A 16225-nucleotide genomic window follows, 5' to 3' on the forward strand; every position below is an offset into this window, starting at 1 on the left:
CGCAAGGGCCTTGCCTTCACCTTGGCGTGCCGCGCATAGTTGTCGCCTGGCTCATTCGCTAAGAAAGGATTTCGTCGTGCGCAGGCTTCGGATTGCCACAGCCTTGATGGCCAGCTTACTGGCCCTGCTCTGCCTGCTTCCGGCCCACGCCGAACAAGCCGGGGGATGGTCGGCGCTGCTCGACGAGCAGGCCAGCCTGCAACTCTCCGACGTCCGCTCCGAGCGTTACCGCAACCAGTTCAGCCCCGTGGCCCTCGACGAACTGGATGCCGCCCTCCCCGACCAGGCCCTGTGGCTGCACTATCGCCTGGAGCCTACCGACCAGGAACAACTGGTGCGTATCTTCGCCCCAGACCTGTCGCGCCTGGACCTTTACGCCCTCGAAGGCGGCAAGCTACTGCGCCAGTTGCACCACGGGCGCCACGGCGAGAGCAATACCGACTTGCACAGCAGCGACCATATTCTGCCGCTGCCCCACGGCAGCCAGCCGGTGGACGTGTACCTGCGCCTGGTGTCCGAGCATCAGTTGCGCCCTGCCGTAAGCCTTGAACCTGCGGCCTACGCCGCTGCGGACCAGCGCCTGCCGTTGCTGTTCGGCCTGCTGTTCGGCGGCTTGGCGATGCTGATCGTGCACAATCTGATCCGCTTCGCCTACACCCGCTCCAGCACCACCCTGATCCTGGCCCTGTACCACGGCCTGATGCTGTTCAGCGCCTTGATCCTGCTCAACCTGGGCGGGCCTTGGTCGCACCTGTGGTACAGCGCACAAACCCCCGTGGCCTACCTCACCTTGGTGCTGGCGGGACTTGCCGGGCTGTATTTCACCCAGCATTTCTTCGCCCGCTGCAACTCGGCGCGCCTTAACCGCCTGCTGCAAGGCGAAATGCTGGTGGTCGCGCTCAGCGGCCTGATACTGCTGTTCGTCGATACCCTGCCGCTGAACCTGATGACCTACGTCCTGATCGCACTGGGCAGCCTGAGCATGCTGCTGGTCAGCAGCTACCACTGGTACAAGGGCTTCGTGCCAGCCCGGCTGTTCGCCCTGGCCATGCTCATATTCAACCTCGGCGGCCTGGTGTTGTTGCCCGCGCTGCTGGGCCTGACGCGCACCCCGACGCCCTGGCTGCTTGGCATCCTCATGGTACTGACGGTGGTCAGCGGCATGCTGCTCAACCTGTCAGTCAGCGAGCGCCTGCGGCGCATGAGCGAGGAGCGCTTTCGCGCCAGCCGCGCGCTGGCCGCCAGCGACGCCGAAATCAACGCCAAGGCCGAGTTCCTGGCCAAGATCAGCCATGAGATCCGCACCCCGATGAACGGCGTGCTGGGCATGACCGAGCTACTGCTGGGCACCCCGCTGTCGGTCAAGCAACGCGACTACGTACAGACCATCCACAGTGCCGGCAACGAGCTGCTGACCCTGATCAACGAGATCCTCGACATCACCAAGCTGGAGTCGCGGCAGATCGAACTGGACGACGTGCAGTTCGACCTCAACGCGCTGATCGAGGACTGCCTGAATATTTTCCGGGCCAAGGCCGAACAGCAGAACATCGAGCTGATCAGCTTCACCCAGCCCCAGGTCCCCCGGGTCATCAGCGGCGATCCGACGCGCCTGCGCCAGGCCCTGTCGAGCCTGCTCGACAATGCCCTTAAAAACACCGACCACGGCGAGATCCTGCTAGTGGTGGCCCTCGACCAGCGTGGCGAAGCCCCACGCCTGCGCATTGCCGTGCAGGACAGCGGCGAACCCATGCCTGCGGCAGAACGCAACGCCCTGCTGCAAGCCGAGCTGCACAGTCGCCACTTTCTCTCCAGCCACAAGCTTGGCGGCCATCTGGGGCTGGTAATCGCCAAGCAGCTGATCGGCCTGATGCAGGGCGAGTTCGGGATCAAGACCAGCACCAGCATGGGCAACACCCTCTGGCTGACGCTGCCGCTCGACCCACAACGCCTGGAGCAGCCCCCCGCCGACGTCGAGGGCCCACTGCGCGAGGCACGGGTTCTGGTGGTGGACGACAACGATACCTGCCGCAAGGTGCTGGTGCAGCAGTGCAGTGCCTGGGGCATGAACGTCAGCGCCGTGCCTTCGGGCAAGGAGGCGCTGGCGCTGCTGCGCACCAAGGCGCACCTGCGCGACTATTTCGATGTGGTGCTGCTGGACCAGAACATGCCCGGCATGACCGGCATGCAGCTGGCGGCAAAGATCAAGGAAGACCCGAGCCTGAACCACGACATCCTGGTGGTGATGCTCACCGGCATCAGCAACGCCCCCAGCAAGATCATCGCCCGCAACGCCGGGATCAAGCGCATCCTGGCCAAGCCGGTAGCCGGCTACACCCTCAAGACCACCCTGGCCGAGGAGTTGGCCCAGCGCGGTCGCGATCAGCTCATCACACCACTGCCCGGCAGCCCCCCGCCGCCTCTGCATTTGCCAGGGGACTTCCGCATCCTGGTGGCCGAGGACAACAGCATCTCGACCAAGGTGATCCGTGGCATGCTCGGTAAGCTGGACTTGGAGCCGGATACCGCCAGCAACGGTGAAGAAGCGCTGCTGGCAATGAAAGCCAAACGCTATGACTTGGTGCTGATGGACTGCGAGATGCCGGTGCTGGACGGTTTCAGCGCCACACAGCAGTTGCGCGCCTGGGAGTCCGCCAATCAGCGTCCGCGAACACCGGTCGTGGCACTGACCGCGCACATTCTCGCCGAGCACAAGGAGCGCGCCCGCCTGGCCGGTATGGACGGGCACATGGCCAAGCCTGTGGAACTCTCGCAACTGCGTGAGGTGATCCAGTTCTGGGCGGGACAACATCAGGCAAGCACCGCGCCCCTGGAATAATAGCGCGCACAGGCAACGCCCTGGCCTGCTGGTACACTTGCCCCACCCTGGCCTCTGCGGACCCACCCCATGCTTCATATGTTGTTCAGCGTCTACCTGAAGATGCTCGTGCTCTACAGCCCGTTCTTCGTGCTCTCGTGTTTCATCAGCCTGACCCGTGGGCATTCGAGCAAGGAGCGCAAGCAACTGGCCTGGCGGGTGGCGTTTGCCACGTTGATCGCCAGCGTGCTGCTGTACCTGTTCGGGCGGGCGATCTTCGGTGTGTTCGGGATCACCGCCGACGCCTTTCGCATCGGCGCAGGCTCGGTGCTGTTCATCTCGGCCTTGGCCATGGCCCAGGGCAAGTCGGCGGTCCAGACCGACAACGTGCAACAAGACGTGACCATCGTGCCGCTGACCATCCCGCTGACCGTAGGCCCTGGCACCATCGGTGCGCTGCTGGTGATGGGGGTCAGCCAGCCGCATTGGGACGATAAGCTGCTGGCCATCGTCAGTATCGCCTTGGCCAGCCTCACGGTCGGCCTGGTGCTCTACCTTTCGCACCGTATCGAGCGCCTGCTGGGCGACCAGGGCTTGCAGATCGTCAGCCGCCTGATGGGGCTGTTCGTCTGCGCCCTGGCAGCGCAGATCATCTTCACCGGCATCAAGGGTTACTTGGGCTAAGGCCCCGCCGGGCAAGCAACCCGCTCACCCTTGATGGGGGCCTCGGCGCGGGCTGAACCAGACCAGACACTACAGCGCCAGCTCATGAACATCCTTCAGGCCGATACCCGCCAGCGCGCGCTCGACCTTGCTACGGTGTTCCTGCTCGAACAGGCGGCAATTGAAGCGCACCAACTGCGCTTGTACTTGCGTGTTGCGCCGCTCGCGGAACAGAAAGCCTGCGCTGAACGCCTCAACCTCGCCGGCTTCGTGATAAAGAACCATGTCCACGTAGTTGCGGCTGACCGGCGCGCACGTCAACAACTGAAACCGCCCACGCTGGCCGCAGTGTGACTCGAAGTGCAGCAGGGGCGGACCGCTCTTGCGCAACGCCCTCAACGCGAGCGCCATGCTGCTAGCATGTTGCTCGCCAGCCAGCGCATCGATCCGCTTGAGCGCCTGGTCGACAATCACGGGGCGCTGCCGATCCGGCCAGTGGACTGCCTCAGCCGACAGTGCATCCCAACCGAGGTACTGCAACTGCCTACGGTAGAACGCGTACTGCTGCTGATGACTTTCGCCGGCCATGCTTTTGAACGTGGTGCTCTCGGCCCACAACGCAGCGAGCTTCACGGCACGGCGCTGCTCAATGCTCACCCCGGGTATGAACGCTGCCAGGCTGCTCGTGACGACAGTGGCTTCAGGCTGGTCCATGGCACGCTCCTGACTCGACAGCACCAAGATCGGTGATCGATTGCGCGTTGCCCGTTTCACTGAGCCGCCTATGCAGCTTGAAGCGGTAGCTCAACGGCACCAGCTCGTCAGGCGTCGCCGTGGTGTGGCGAATATCAGCGCCATCACCGCAGGCCAGGCTGCTCAACACCAGTGTGGGACCGGCCAGCACGATACCCAGTTCATGCACACTCGCCGTCGAATCAACTTGGGCGTGCGTGAACGGCCGCAGGTGCTGAAGGGCATCGCAGGTGGCCAGCCTGCACACAACAGGCTCAAGCGCGTCGGCAAGCTGCGGATGCAGGGTTTTCAGGCGCTCTGCGATAGATCTCACCGGCGACGGGGGCGCCTCGCGCTGATAATCGGCCGTGCTCGTAGCCACGATCCAGCCACAGCGCTCCAACGCCGTGCGGTAAGCCCTGTACCAGCGCGCATAATCATCGAAACGTGAGCCCTCGTGTTTATCTGCAACCAACTGGGCGTACAAGACCGAGTCCAGCACATAGTCTTGTGATGCCGCAGCCGCTGGCGTAACCAGCAGGGCCGTGCCGCCTGCCAGGTACAGGGATGGAACGTCGTTTTTCATCGGATGCCTCTTGCTCAAGGCCAACGGAAGGAGCAGCGGGGCTTGTGCGGCCCCGCACGGGTGTCAGATCTCGAACTCCAGGGCACTCTCGATGCCCTTGTCGATCATTTTCTTCTCGATCACAAGGCGCAGCTCATCGGTGTAGACCACCTCGTTGAAGCTCAGCACCGCCGAACCGCTGTAGCGGTCAGTGCTGGCGCTCTTCCACTCATACACCAAGGTGTCGAGGTTGTTCTCGCCCGGCGCAGCACTGAAGGCGCTCACCAGCATGAACAACTCGCCTTCGGGCGTTTCGATGCAGGTGCCCAGGCCGGTGGTCGACACCGGATGGCCCTTGACGTTCTGCTTGAAGACTTCCTGTGCTTGGGTGATTTCGCCAAGCGCCCCGACAGCCTTGCTGGCCAGTTCGGTCATGGCCTCGGCCAACGGCCCGCCCAGCAGCGCCTGGCCTGCGGCCTTGGCGACCTTGAACACGACAGGCCCCAAGGTCAGGGAGCCGCTCTGGTCATAATCACGCTCATAGGAGCGCTGGCCGACCACCCAGCCGCAGGTCCGCATCACTTCAAGGAACTTGTTGAACCAGGCTTCGGCCTCGCCATCACGGTCATGGGCCTTGGAGGCCACTCGCGAGGCAAACTGGAAAGTGGTCTTGGCGTCGCGCCGGGCCTTGGCGGACATTCCGGCGCTGAGCGCCATCAGGGACTGTTCGACGACAGCGAGGCTGTCGCCTTTGATCGGGGCGTGTTCGGTCATTGCAAGCGCTTCCTGGTAGGCCCCGGCGGGAATCGCCGGGGGCCTACCAAGTTATTCGGGATCGCTGCGCAATAACGCCGTGAACCGGTTCCCTTCAGGCTTGATCGGCCATCGGATACCAGCGCGGGGTGTATACCCACTCCCCACCATCGGCACGTGGCAAGCGCACGGTGGTAGAGGACCCCACCAGGACCATGGTGCGCATATCGACCATTTCCGGCACCAGTTCAGCCAGAGAGACGACCTTCAATGTCTGCGCCGGCCTACCGACATCACGGCCAAGGACTACAGGGGTATCGCCATTGCGATGACGCCGCACCACCTCCAACGCGACGCCCAGCTGGTGCGGGCGGGCCTTGGAGATCGGGTTGTAGAACGCCAACACCAGGTCAGCCTGGGCGGCCAGGTCCAGGCGTTTCTCGATGATCGACCAGGGCTTGAGGTTGTCCGACAGCGACATCACGCAGAAGTCATGCCCCAGCGGCGCGCCGGCCAATGCCGCCGTGGCCAGCGAAGCCGAAACCCCTGGGAGCATTTGCAGGTCGACCCGATGCCAGGCCGGATCGCTTGACTCATGCAGGGCTTCGAGCACGGCGGCAGCCATGGCGAACACCCCAGGATCACCCGAAGAGACCACCACCACCGAGCGCCCTTGAGCGGCCAGCTCGAAGGCATGCCGGGCACGTTGCAGCTCTTCGCGGTTGTCGGTGCAGTGCAACACCTGATCGTCGCGGAACGGGCCGGCCATGCGCACATAGGTTTCGTAGCCGAGTACATCCTCGGCCCGCGCCAATTCGGCCTTGACCGCCGGCACCATGAACTGCGCGGCACCCGGCCCGAGGCCGATCACCGCCAGGCGGCCGCGCTGGCGACCCACCTGCCGGATGTCCACTGGCGATTCAGCCACGCCGACGGCTACGGCGCCCACCGCCTCGCTACGCGCCTGCGGCACGGCTCGGGTGAGCATCTGCACCAAACTGTCTTCAGCGGGCACGAAGCGCACGGTGACATTCAACGCCTGCGCCGCTTGATGCAGCCCAGGCTCGGCCATATCCGTCTCGCTGGCCAGCAGGCACGCCAGCGCCGGTTCCGCGAGGCCTGCGAGCTGCAAACCGTCGCGCACCTGCTCAAGCACATCCGCGCCCCCAGCCGACACCGCGACCACCACGCTGCGTGGGTAGATCAGCAACTCGTCACGACTGGCCGGACGTGCCGCACACCCCACATGGATGGCGCGCTGCGCGCTGTCGCTGGCCACCAATTGCGCCTGTTCGAGCCACGGCGCATCCCCCTCGAGGCGAACCGGCGCTCCCGCCAGCAGGTCGCTGACGAAGCGCTTGCCTTGCTCCAGGTCCGCCAGGGCATAGCCCTCGGGCGGGTTGAGCAGGCAGGTGCCGAAGCGCAGTTCACCGCTGGTGGTGATGGCGGCGTTCACCCCCAGCACCTCGGCGATCTCCCGCGCCATCAGGTTGACACCGCCCAGCCCACCCAGCAGCGGTACTACCGCGCTGCCATCCTCGGCCACCGCCAGTACCGGCGGCTCGGCCCCCTTTTCACTGAGCAGCGGCGCCAGGCTGCGAATCACGATACCCGCCGCGCACAGCGCGATGATCGGGGTGGCCTGCTGGTAAAGGCTACGCAGGGTGTCGCCGAAGGCTGCATAGTGCCGATCGGCATCCGTTACGCGGCCTTCCAGGCCATGCACGACGGCCTGCGGATAACGTTGCTGGATCCGCCGTGCGGTGGCTTGGCTACCCGCGCCGAGAATGACGATGGCCGGGGCCTGGTTCATCCCTGCCATTTTTCCCCCGGCACGATGATCAACGAGAAATACGGCGAGGACTGCGGATCGACGTCATCGAGCGGCACGATCTTCTGGTTGGCCATGGTCGCCCGCTCAACGTACAGCGCCCGCCCGTCCAGCCCCAGCTCATTGAGCACCTGGCGCACCTTGGGGAAGTTGCGGCCCAGCTTCATGATCACCGCCGCGTCAGCGTCGGCCAGACGGCGCTTGAGCTCGTCATGCGGCAGTACGCCAGACAGCACGGTGAGGGTCTGGTTGCGGTAGACCAGCGGCGCGCCGAGTACCGAGGCACCACCGAGCATCGAGCATACGCCCGGGATCACTTCGGCCTGATAACGCGAAGCCAGGCGGTCGTGCAGGTACATGTATGAGCCGTAGAAGAACGGATCGCCCTCGCAGATCACCGCCACGTCGCGGCCGGCATCCAGGTGTTCAGCCACCTGCACGCTGGCCTCGTCGTAGAAGTCGCTGATCACCTGCTCGTAGGACAGCGGCGCCGGCAGGGCTTCGGTGGTCACCGGGTAGACCAGCGCCAACTGGGTCTGCTCGGCGTGCAGGTGCGCTTCGATGATACCGAAGGCATTGCCACGCTTGCCCTTAGCCACGAAGTACGCCACCACCGGCGCCTCGCGTAGCAGGCGCAGGGCCTTGACCGTGATCAGTTCGGGATCGCCAGGACCGACGCCCAGCCCAAGGAGTCTTCCACGCGCGTGCATCATTCCACCTCCGTGGCCAGGGCGTTGACCGCCGCTGCGGCCATCGCGCTGCCGCCCAGGCGGCCCTGCATGATCACGAACGGCACGCCACGGCTGTCCGCCGCGAGCATGGCCTTGGACTCGGCCGCGCCAACGAAGCCAACAGGGAAACCCAGAATCAACGCAGGCTTGGGCGCCCCGGCATCGAGCATTTCCAGCAGGTAGAACAACGCGGTGGGGGCATTGCCGATCACCACCACACTGCCTTCCAGGTGTGGGCGCCACAACTCCAGCGCTACCGCCGAGCGGGTGTTGCCGACGTCCTTGGCCAGGGCTGGCACGCTGGGGTCGCGCAGGGTGCAGATCACCGGGTTGTTGGCCGGCAGGCGGGCACGGGTGATGCCTTCGGCAACCATGTGCGCGTCACACAGGATCGGCGCGCCGTTGGCCAAGGCTTCGCGCCCAGCAGTGCCTGCGCCTTCGGAGAACTGCAAGCCATCGATGGCCTCGACCATGCCACAGGCGTGGATCACCCGTACGGCGAGTTTTTCCAGGTCGGCTGGAATCCGCTCGAGCCGGGCTTCCTCGCGGATGATTCGGAAGGAATTGCGATAGATCTCCTGACCATCGCGGATGTAGTCAATCATCAAGGTGCTCCGTCGGCAGGTCGAGCATGGCGCCTGCTTCTTCTGGGGTAAGGTCGGATGCGCGCAGGCGACCGAAGCCTGGCGTGCGCGCATCGCGCAAGTAAAGGTCGTAGCGGCCCGGCGTGCGGGCCAGCAGGGTCGCCGGGGCAATGTGCGCCGCAGCGCAAGAACGCAGGCAACCGGACAGGTGCACGCGGCCCGGGGCGCCGCTGTGCAGGTGCGCCGCCAGGCGGATGGCGTCGGCCTTGGTGTCGGCCTGAGCCTTGGCGCAGCCACTTGATCCGGTGCAGGCGGTAACCTGCGCCAGAGGGTGGTCGGGCGCGCACAGCAGGCCGGTGGCGGCCAGGTCTGCCTGAGCCTGCGCAAGGTACGCAGGGTCCAGCGAGGTCAGCACCAGGCTCTGCCAGGGGCTCAGGCGCAGGCTGCCATCGCCCCACTGACGGGCACAGCGCGCCGCGGCGCGCAGCATGCTTGGCGTCAACCGGCCCAACGGTGGCGCGACCCCAAGGGCCAAGCCCTGACGTTGGGGCAGCACACCCAGCCAGGGGCGACCGGCCGCCGCGCGATGCCAACCGGGGGTAATAGCACTCACACGAATCGCCAGCCCTTCGAGGAAGTGCGCCACCGAGCAACTGGCGAGCAGCTGACGCATCCGCGCCTGCTCGGGGCTCGCCAGGTCAAGGAAACGCTCAAGTACCGCGCGCACCAGTGCCAAGCCCTGCTCCAGCGGCACTGCGCCCAGCGCACGCCCATCGGCCAGACACCCCGCCAGGCCGAACACCAGCCAAGTCTCTGGCCCGCTCTGCTCGGCCGACAGCCACAGGTCGTGGGGATGTTCGAGCATCGCCACCCCCTCGCCGCCATCGAGTTGCACGGCGAACTTGGCTGACAGCGCATGAAAACGCGGGGTGGACTCCAACAGGTCGAGGATCTGCCCAGCCAGCGGGCGAGTGTCCAGCAACATCGCCGGGTCGACCCCAGCCAAAGGGCTGAGCATCAGATTGCGCACATCGTCGCCGGCCGCCTCACGTGGACCGAGCCCGGCGGCCAACAGGTGCGCGACCAGGCCTGACTGCTCGGCGCCGATGCCGCGAATCTGCAGGTTGGCGCGGTTGGTCGCCTCGATCACGCCCCCCGCGAAGCGTTCAGCGGCCTCGGCCACCGCGTCGGCCTGATCGGCCAACAGCAGGCCGCCAGGCAGCTTGATCCGACAAATGCCGCCATCGCGTGCGGCAACGATGCGCCACAACCCCGGGCAGGCCGAGGGACGGGGCGAAATGTCGGAGGGCGGGAGCGGCTTCAAAGGGGCATCCGGGAGTCGTGAAAGTGCGCTTCAGTGTAGAAGGCGCGGTATTATGCCTGCTTTGTCCGGCGGCATGAAAAACCGGTGGTCGAACGCCGTGTGAAAAGCGCTCCGCGCTGCCCCCAGCATTTGAATTGACGAGGAACGGATGGCCCCCTGGCTCACAGTAGTAGGCATCGGCGAAGACGGTTTCAGCGGCCTGGGCCAGCAGGCCCGACGCGCCCTGCTGGCCGCCACACGCATCGTCGGTAGCCCACGCCAGTTGGCGCTGTTGCCACGCTGTATAGGCGGTGCACGCGTGCACTGGCCCAGCCCTTTCTCGCTGTCACCGGTGCTGGCCCTGCGCGGCGAGCCGGTGTGCGTGCTGGCCAGTGGCGACCCGATGTTCTACGGCGTTGGCGCAAGCCTCGCACGCCAAGTGCCGAGCAACGAAATGCAGGTGCTGTCGATGCCCTCCTCCTGCGCCCTGGCCGCCGCCCGCCTGGGCTGGCCGTTGCAGGACGTGCAGGTGGTTTCGCTGGTGGCGCGCCCGCTGGCAGCGCTCAATGCCCACTTGTACAGCGGCCTGCGCCTGCTGGTACTGAGTAACGACGAGCACAGCCCCGCAGCCATCGCGGCGCTGCTGCGCGAGCGCGGCTTCGGGCCGAGCCGGTTGCAGGTCTTCGAACACCTGGGCGGCCCCGAGGAGCGCCAGCTCTGCGGCAGCGCCAATGACTGGGCGCACCGCAACATCGCCGCCCTGAACCTGGTCGCCATCGACTGCCAGGCCACGCCCGACGCCCTACGCATGCCGCGTGTCGCCGGCCTGCCCGACAGCGCGTTTCAGCACGACGGCCAACTGACCAAGCGCGATATTCGCGCCATCACCCTCGCGCGCCTGGCGCCGCAACCCGGCGAGCTGCTGTGGGATGTCGGCGCCGGCTGCGGTTCGATTGGTATCGAGTGGATGCGCGCCCACCCCAGCTGCCGCACCCTGGCCATCGAAGCCGATGAAGGCCGCCAAGGTTTCATCGAGCACAATCGCGACGCCCTCGGCGTACCGGGCCTGCAACTGGTACGCGGCAAGGCGCCCCAGGCCCTGCAAGACCTCGAACAACCCGACGCGATCTTCATCGGCGGCGGTGTCACCCGCGATGGGGTGCTGGCGCTGTGCTGGGAGCGCCTGCGCCCCGGTGGACGACTGGTGGCCAATGCCGTGACCCTGCAAAGCGAGGTGATGCTGGCGCAGTTCCAGCAACACCACGGTGGCGAGCTGACGCGCATCCATATCGCCCACGCGCAACCGCTCGGGGCCTTCGACACCTGGCGCCAGGCCCTGCCGATCACCCTGCTCGAAGTGGTCAAGCCCGCCGATGCGTGAAGAAACCCGCGAACACCCCGCCCCCTTGCGCAGCGGCCTGACCACCGGCAGCTGCGCCACCGCCACGAGCCTGGCGGCAGCGCGCCTGTTGCTGAGCGGCCAGCACAACGACGCAGTATCAATCACCCTGCCCAAGGGCAAGGTGGTGCAGATGCGCCTGGAGTTCTGCCGCCTGATCGACGGCGGCGCCGAAGCCGGGACCCTCAAGGATGCCGGCGACGACCCCGATGTCACCCACGGTGCCCTGCTGTACAGCCAGGTGCGACTCTTGCCTGAGCCAGGTATCCGCTTTGTCGCAGGATCAGGCGTCGGCACCGTGACCCGTCCAGGCCTGGTGCTGGGCGTGGGGGAGCCGGCGATCAACCCGGTGCCACGCCGAATGATCAGCGAACACCTGCAAGCGCTGGCCTGCGAGTGCGCTTACGGCGGCGGCTTCGAAGTCACGGTGAATGTTCGCGACGGCGAGGCCTTGGCGCTGAAAACCATGAACCCGCGCCTGGGCATTCTCGGCGGGCTTTCCATCCTGGGCACCAGCGGCATCGTCCGCCCGTTCTCCTGCGCGGCCTACATCGCCTCGATCCACCAAGGCATCGATGTCGCCCACACCAACGGCTACACGCACATCGCCGCCTGCACCGGCAATGCCAGCGAGGACACCATGCGCCGGGTTTATGACCTGCCGGAAATCGCCCTGATCGAGATGGGCGACTTCGTCGGCGCCGTGCTCAAGCACCTGCGCAAGGTACCGGTGGCCCGCCTAAGCCTGTGCGGCGGCTTCGGCAAGATCAGCAAGCTGGCCGCCGGGCACATGGACCTGCACAGCCGCCACTCCAGCATCGACCTGCCGCAACTGGCCGGCTGGGCGGCCGGCATCGGAGCCGCAACGGACCTACAACAAGCGATCATCGCCGCCAACACCAGCCAGCAGGCGCTGGCCCTGGCCCACGCCGCAGGCATCGCCTTGGGCGACGAGGTCTGCCGCCACGCCCTGGCGTTCGCTCGCAGCGTAGTGCCAGACCAGGTGCAGGTGGAAGTGTTCGCCATCGACCGCCAGGGCAGTATCGTCGGCAAGGCCGGTGTGCAATGAGCGGTCGCATCCTGCTGCTGGGCGGCGTGACCGAAGCCCTGGCCATCGCCCGTCAACTGGGGCCACAGCACGTCTACAGCCTGGCCGGGGTCGGTCGCGTGCCTCAGGACCTGAGCTGCCAGGTGCGCGTCGGCGGTTACGGCGGCGCCGAAGGCTTGGCCGATTACCTGCGCGAGGCGCGCATCGACCTGCTGATCGACGCCACCCACCCGTATGCCGCGCAAATCAGCGCCAACGCAGCCCTCGCCGCGCGCAGCGCAGGGGTCACCTGCTGGGCCTTGCGCCGCCCGGCCTGGCAGGCGCAACCCGGCGACGACTGGCGCGAGGTGGCCGACTGGGCCGCGCTGATCGAGGCGTTGGCGCCCTTCCAGCGCCCGCTGTTCACCCTCGGGCGCGAGCCTTTGCAGCACCTCGACGAGATTCCAGCGCACCAGTTCTGGACCCTGCGCGCCCTCGAAACCTGCCCAGGCAATGCGCGCTGCGAGGTGATCGGCGCCCGCGGGCCGTTTTGCATCGACGATGAACGCGCGCTGTTCGAGCGCCGCCAGATCGACGTGCTGGTGAGCAAGAACAGCGGCAGCACGGCGACCGAGCCAAAGCTTGAAGTAGCGCGCGAACGTGGGGTGCCGGTGTTGGTGCTGAAACGTCCCGCACTGCCTGAGGTAGATCGCCAGTTCGATAGCCCGCATCAGTTGCTGCAAGCACTAGGCGGCACCGCGCCCTGACAGGAAAAACGTATATCCCATTGACATATACCCGCGTCGACTTAAACTTCGGACATACATTCGCGCTTTCAAGGAGGCTCGTCATGGAGCAAGGTGCAGTCTTCAAAAGCAATCGCAGCCAGGCCATCCGCATGCCAAAGGCACTCGCCCTTCCCGAAGACGTCACCCGCGTGGATATCGTCGCAATCGGTCGTTCACGCATCATTTCACCTGCTGGGGAAGCTTGGGACCACTGGTTCGACGGTGATGACGTGACAGCGGATTACATGGCATGTCGTGACCAGCCCGTCGATCAGGAGCGCGAAGGATTCTGATGCTCAGGTACATGCTCGATACCAACATCTGCATTTTCACCATCAAGAACAAACCACAACAGGTACGTGATGCGTTCAACCGCCATCACGGTCAACTGGCGATCAGTACGATAACGCTGATGGAACTGGTTTACGGCGCGGAGAAGTCTGCCGCCCCGGAGCGCAACCTTGCAGTGATCGAAGGCTTCGCCGCGCGGCTCGAAGTACTCGACTATGACCAGACGGGGGCAGCGCATACCGCCCAGCTGCGTGCCGAACTGGCAAAGGCCGGCACGCCGATCGGCCCCTATGACCAGATGATCGCTGGCCATGCCCGCGCGCGTGGGCTGGTGCTGGTCACCAATAACCTTCGCGAATTTCAACGAGTGCCGGGGTTGCGAGTGGAAGACTGGTTGTCCTCTGCGTTTTGAGGCCCCCCACCTTAAGATGGTGGATGCGTCTCGCGTGGGATGGCGCCGGTGTTCACGTCAGGTTCTAGTTTTGATTCAAGGCCGTGGCTTCCAGGTCATGTCGGACATGCCTGATGGCCCTTGGCTTCGATCTTGCCTTAAACTCTGCTCCCCTCTAATCGGAAGGCCCACCCATATGGAAATGCAATGGTGGATCTGGCTCGTCTTCGGCGTGGCCTTGATCCTGCTGGAACTGGTCCTGCCCACGTTCTTCATTCTCTGGTTCGGCATCGGCGCCGTGCTGGTGTCGTTCGTCGCGCTACTGGCCCCCAGCCTGGAACTGGATATGCAGGGGCTGCTGTGGGTGGTGTTCTCATCGATCACCACGCTGCTGTGGTTCAAGCTGTTTCGCAGCAAGAAGCCCGACGTGCGCTGGACCGCTGACAGCGTGATCGGTGAAGTCGGCCTGCTGACCGTCGGTGTCTCGCCGTTCCAGAAAGGCCGCGTGCGCTTCCAGAAGCCAATCCTGGGCAACGAAGAATGGACCTGCATCGCTGACAGCGACATCCCGGCCGGCGAGCGCGTGCGCCTGGCCGCCATCGAAGGTAACACCGCCCGCATTACCCGGGCCTGACTCCGCACTAAAAGGAAGTTTGCACACATGACCAGCCTTATCGTCGTCGGCACCCTGGCCGCATTCGTACTGATCACCGTCTTCAAGGGGGTGCGCATCGTGCCCCAGGGCGAAGAATGGATCGTCGAGCGCCTGGGCCGCTACCACAGCACACTCAAGCCTGGCCTGAACATCGTCATCCCGTACATGGACGTGGTCGCCTACCGCCTGCCGACCAAGGACATCATCCTCGATGTGCAGCAGCAGGAGATCATCACCAAGGACAACGCGGTGATCGTCGCCAACGCCCTGTGCTTCGCCAAGGTCGTCGACCCACAGAAGGCCTCCTACGGCGTGCAGAACTTCTCGTTCGCCGTCACCAGCCTGACCATGACCTCGCTGCGCGCCATCGTCGGCGCCATGGATTTGGACGAAGCGCTGTCGAGCCGCGAGCAGATCAAGGCACGCCTGCGCGAGGCGATGTCCGAGCAGACCGAAGACTGGGGCGTGACCGTGCGCTCAGTGGAAATCCAGGACATCAAGCCATCGCCGAGCATGCAGACTGCAATGGAGCGCCAGGCGGCCGCAGAGCGTGAGCGTAAAGCCGACGTGACCCGCGCCGAAGGCAACAAGCAGGCCGCCATTCTCGAAGCCGAAGCGCGCCTGCAATCGGCCAAGCTGGACGCCGAAGCGCAGGTCAACCTGGCCGAAGCCTCGGCCCGGGCGATTACCCTGGTCAAGGAAGCGGTGGGCAACGAGATCACCCCGGCCATGTACCTGCTGGGCGAGCGCTACATCGGTGCCATGGAAAACCTGGCCGGTAGCGACAATGCCAAGGTCGTGGTGCTGCCTGCCGACCTGCAAGAGACCGTGCGCGGTCTGATGGGCCGAGGCAAGGCCTAAGCGACACGCCCCCTGTAGGAGATCACCCAGCCCTTTGGGCTGCGCTGTCGCGCAGAGAACTGATTTCGCAAGCGCTCCGCGTACCCTGTGGGAGCGGCGGTTCGGCGCCCCGACTTGCCCGCGAAGCAGGCGACTCGGTGTATGGCACCGGCTTTGCCGGTGTTCGCGGGCAAGCCCGCTCCCACAGATTCCTTCTAAATCAACAAGTTATGTGTAGTTCTATGAGAGCGGCCTTGTGTCGCGAACGGGCTGCGCAGCGGCCCCAGGATTTCAGCCACGGCATACACCGTCGGGGCTGCTTCGCACCCCGTTCGCGACACAAGGCCGCTCCTACAGGGGTCGTGTGTGGGGCGCTACTGCGTCACTTCACCGCACCCCGGCATTTTTTCCTATACTCCGCCGTACAATAGCCATCACGATTCCTGACCGGATCTCTCCATGCCCCCACGTCGGCACATTGCCTGGATAGCCTGCCTTGCAGTGCTGTTCAACCTGCTGGCCATGCCGCTGTCCTCCGCCGCGCCCAAGGGCCCGGCCGAGCAGCTGCTGTGGGGGGCGTTCTGTTCGAGCATGGCGAACAAGGCCAAGGTCGATGTGCAGGCCTTGGCCAAGATCGACCTCGGCCCACAGAGCGACGACAGTGCCGGCATGCTGAACTGCTGGTGCTGCTCGGGCGCCGCGCCCCTGCTGGCACTGCCTGGCTACCCGCCACAGTTGCACAACCCGCCGCTGCGGCCCGCGCGCCACGCACCGGCGCTTGCCGCCTACCAGCCCACGCCGCGCCAGTTATGGCCCGCGCTCAATCCCCGTGCCTCTCCGCTGGCCTGAGTTCA

17 protein-coding genes are annotated in these 16225 nt (G+C 65.4%); 10 read left to right on the forward strand and 7 right to left on the reverse strand.

All coding sequences use genetic code 11. The features are described from left to right. The first annotated feature begins 76 nt into the window (after positions 1-76). Entirely contained in the window at positions 77-2839 is a 2763-nt protein-coding gene (locus ACNFIC_RS11110; RefSeq protein ID WP_416781010.1) for a response regulator, read from the forward strand. 69 nt (positions 2840-2908) lie between these two features. Beyond that, positions 2909-3502, forward strand: coding sequence for a MarC family protein (locus ACNFIC_RS11115; protein WP_138221215.1), 594 nt, complete (start codon positions 2909-2911; stop codon positions 3500-3502). A gap of 69 nt (positions 3503-3571) precedes the next feature. Here the strand turns inward: ACNFIC_RS11115 and ACNFIC_RS11120 are convergent, their stop codons facing one another. The 7 genes from ACNFIC_RS11120 to cobG form a co-directional block, all read right to left on the reverse strand. Next, on the reverse strand, positions 3572-4195 hold the full coding sequence (locus ACNFIC_RS11120; protein WP_138221214.1) for a hypothetical protein: 624 nt from the start codon (positions 4193-4195) through the stop codon (positions 3572-3574). Further along, positions 4182-4799, reverse strand: coding sequence for a hypothetical protein (locus tag ACNFIC_RS11125; RefSeq protein WP_416781011.1), 618 nt, complete (start codon positions 4797-4799; stop codon positions 4182-4184). Before ACNFIC_RS11125 ends, ACNFIC_RS11120 begins: the two co-directional genes overlap by 14 nt. 63 nt (positions 4800-4862) lie before the next feature. Beyond that, entirely contained in the window at positions 4863-5552 is a 690-nt protein-coding gene (locus ACNFIC_RS11130; protein WP_416781012.1) for a hypothetical protein, read from the reverse strand. A gap of 94 nt (positions 5553-5646) precedes the next feature. Continuing rightward, complete coding sequence (gene cobJ / locus ACNFIC_RS11135) at positions 5647-7344, reverse strand: precorrin-3B C(17)-methyltransferase (RefSeq protein ID WP_138221211.1); 1698 nt, start codon at positions 7342-7344, stop codon at positions 5647-5649. Continuing rightward, a complete protein-coding gene (locus ACNFIC_RS11140; RefSeq protein WP_138221210.1) occupies positions 7341-8075 on the reverse strand; it encodes a precorrin-2 C(20)-methyltransferase in 735 nt (244 codons plus the stop codon). The genes cobJ and ACNFIC_RS11140 overlap by 4 nt, the downstream gene beginning before the upstream one ends. Next, positions 8072-8698 (reverse strand): precorrin-8X methylmutase, encoded by a 627-nt coding sequence (locus tag ACNFIC_RS11145; RefSeq protein WP_138221209.1) that lies wholly within the window; start codon positions 8696-8698, stop codon positions 8072-8074. The genes ACNFIC_RS11140 and ACNFIC_RS11145 overlap by 4 nt, the downstream gene beginning before the upstream one ends. Continuing rightward, entirely contained in the window at positions 8691-10001 is a 1311-nt protein-coding gene (cobG, locus tag ACNFIC_RS11150) for a precorrin-3B synthase (protein ID WP_416781013.1), read from the reverse strand. The genes ACNFIC_RS11145 and cobG overlap by 8 nt, the downstream gene beginning before the upstream one ends. Before the next feature lie 148 nt (positions 10002-10149). On the opposite strand from cobG, the gene cbiE reads away from it, so the two are divergent. From cbiE to ACNFIC_RS11190, 8 genes are all read left to right on the forward strand, one after another. Continuing rightward, positions 10150-11361, forward strand: a complete 1212-nt coding sequence (gene cbiE, locus ACNFIC_RS11155; protein WP_416781014.1) for a precorrin-6y C5,15-methyltransferase (decarboxylating) subunit CbiE — start codon at positions 10150-10152, stop codon at positions 11359-11361. Next, positions 11354-12448 carry a cobalt-precorrin-5B (C(1))-methyltransferase gene (locus ACNFIC_RS11160; RefSeq protein WP_416781015.1) on the forward strand — a complete coding sequence of 365 codons (1095 nt, stop codon included), beginning with the start codon at positions 11354-11356 and terminating at the stop codon, positions 12446-12448. Before cbiE ends, ACNFIC_RS11160 begins: the two co-directional genes overlap by 8 nt. Next, the gene (locus tag ACNFIC_RS11165) at positions 12445-13173 is read left to right on the forward strand and encodes a cobalt-precorrin-6A reductase (protein WP_138221205.1); all 729 of its coding nucleotides are present in this window, start codon (positions 12445-12447) and stop codon (positions 13171-13173) included. Before ACNFIC_RS11160 ends, ACNFIC_RS11165 begins: the two co-directional genes overlap by 4 nt. Before the next feature lie 83 nt (positions 13174-13256). Further along, positions 13257-13487, forward strand: coding sequence for a type II toxin-antitoxin system VapB family antitoxin (gene vapB, locus ACNFIC_RS11170; protein WP_138221204.1), 231 nt, complete (start codon positions 13257-13259; stop codon positions 13485-13487). Continuing rightward, positions 13487-13897, forward strand: a complete 411-nt coding sequence (gene vapC, locus ACNFIC_RS11175) for a type II toxin-antitoxin system tRNA(fMet)-specific endonuclease VapC (RefSeq protein ID WP_138221203.1) — start codon at positions 13487-13489, stop codon at positions 13895-13897. Before vapB ends, vapC begins: the two co-directional genes overlap by 1 nt. Positions 13898-14072: 175 nt before the next feature. Further along, complete coding sequence (locus ACNFIC_RS11180) at positions 14073-14510, forward strand: NfeD family protein (protein WP_416781016.1); 438 nt, start codon at positions 14073-14075, stop codon at positions 14508-14510. A 27-nt stretch (positions 14511-14537) separates the two neighbouring features. After that, on the forward strand, positions 14538-15392 hold the full coding sequence (locus ACNFIC_RS11185; RefSeq protein WP_138221201.1) for an SPFH domain-containing protein: 855 nt from the start codon (positions 14538-14540) through the stop codon (positions 15390-15392). Between the two features lie 438 nt (positions 15393-15830). Continuing rightward, complete coding sequence (locus ACNFIC_RS11190) at positions 15831-16220, forward strand: DUF2946 domain-containing protein (RefSeq protein ID WP_416781017.1); 390 nt, start codon at positions 15831-15833, stop codon at positions 16218-16220. The last annotated feature ends 5 nt before the right edge of the window (positions 16221-16225 follow it).

Origin of the sequence: Pseudomonas sp. NY15463, from assembly GCF_048068415.1 — a bacterium.
Lineage (GTDB): Bacteria > Pseudomonadota > Gammaproteobacteria > Pseudomonadales > Pseudomonadaceae > Aquipseudomonas > Aquipseudomonas mosselii_C.

Bases quoted from the DNA above. Each gene is read 5' to 3' on its own strand.
- cbiE (WP_416781014.1), top strand. From the start codon at position 10,150: ATGGCCCCCTGGCTCACAGTAGTAGGCATCGGCGAAGACGGTTTCAGC.
- ACNFIC_RS11120 (WP_138221214.1), bottom strand. From the start codon at position 4,195: ATGGACCAGCCTGAAGCCACTGTCGTCACGAGCAGCCTGGCAGCGTTC.
- ACNFIC_RS11180 (WP_416781016.1), top strand. From the start codon at position 14,073: ATGGAAATGCAATGGTGGATCTGGCTCGTCTTCGGCGTGGCCTTGATC.
- ACNFIC_RS11145 (WP_138221209.1), bottom strand. From the start codon at position 8,698: ATGATTGACTACATCCGCGATGGTCAGGAGATCTATCGCAATTCCTTC.
- vapC (WP_138221203.1), top strand. From the start codon at position 13,487: ATGCTCAGGTACATGCTCGATACCAACATCTGCATTTTCACCATCAAG.
- ACNFIC_RS11185 (WP_138221201.1), top strand. From the start codon at position 14,538: ATGACCAGCCTTATCGTCGTCGGCACCCTGGCCGCATTCGTACTGATC.
- ACNFIC_RS11140 (WP_138221210.1), bottom strand. From the start codon at position 8,075: ATGATGCACGCGCGTGGAAGACTCCTTGGGCTGGGCGTCGGTCCTGGC.
- ACNFIC_RS11125 (WP_416781011.1), bottom strand. From the start codon at position 4,799: ATGAAAAACGACGTTCCATCCCTGTACCTGGCAGGCGGCACGGCCCTG.
- ACNFIC_RS11160 (WP_416781015.1), top strand. From the start codon at position 11,354: ATGCGTGAAGAAACCCGCGAACACCCCGCCCCCTTGCGCAGCGGCCTG.
- ACNFIC_RS11190 (WP_416781017.1), top strand. From the start codon at position 15,831: ATGCCCCCACGTCGGCACATTGCCTGGATAGCCTGCCTTGCAGTGCTG.
- cobJ (WP_138221211.1), bottom strand. From the start codon at position 7,344: ATGAACCAGGCCCCGGCCATCGTCATTCTCGGCGCGGGTAGCCAAGCC.
- ACNFIC_RS11115 (WP_138221215.1), top strand. From the start codon at position 2,909: ATGCTTCATATGTTGTTCAGCGTCTACCTGAAGATGCTCGTGCTCTAC.
- ACNFIC_RS11165 (WP_138221205.1), top strand. From the start codon at position 12,445: ATGAGCGGTCGCATCCTGCTGCTGGGCGGCGTGACCGAAGCCCTGGCC.
- vapB (WP_138221204.1), top strand. From the start codon at position 13,257: ATGGAGCAAGGTGCAGTCTTCAAAAGCAATCGCAGCCAGGCCATCCGC.
- ACNFIC_RS11130 (WP_416781012.1), bottom strand. From the start codon at position 5,552: ATGACCGAACACGCCCCGATCAAAGGCGACAGCCTCGCTGTCGTCGAA.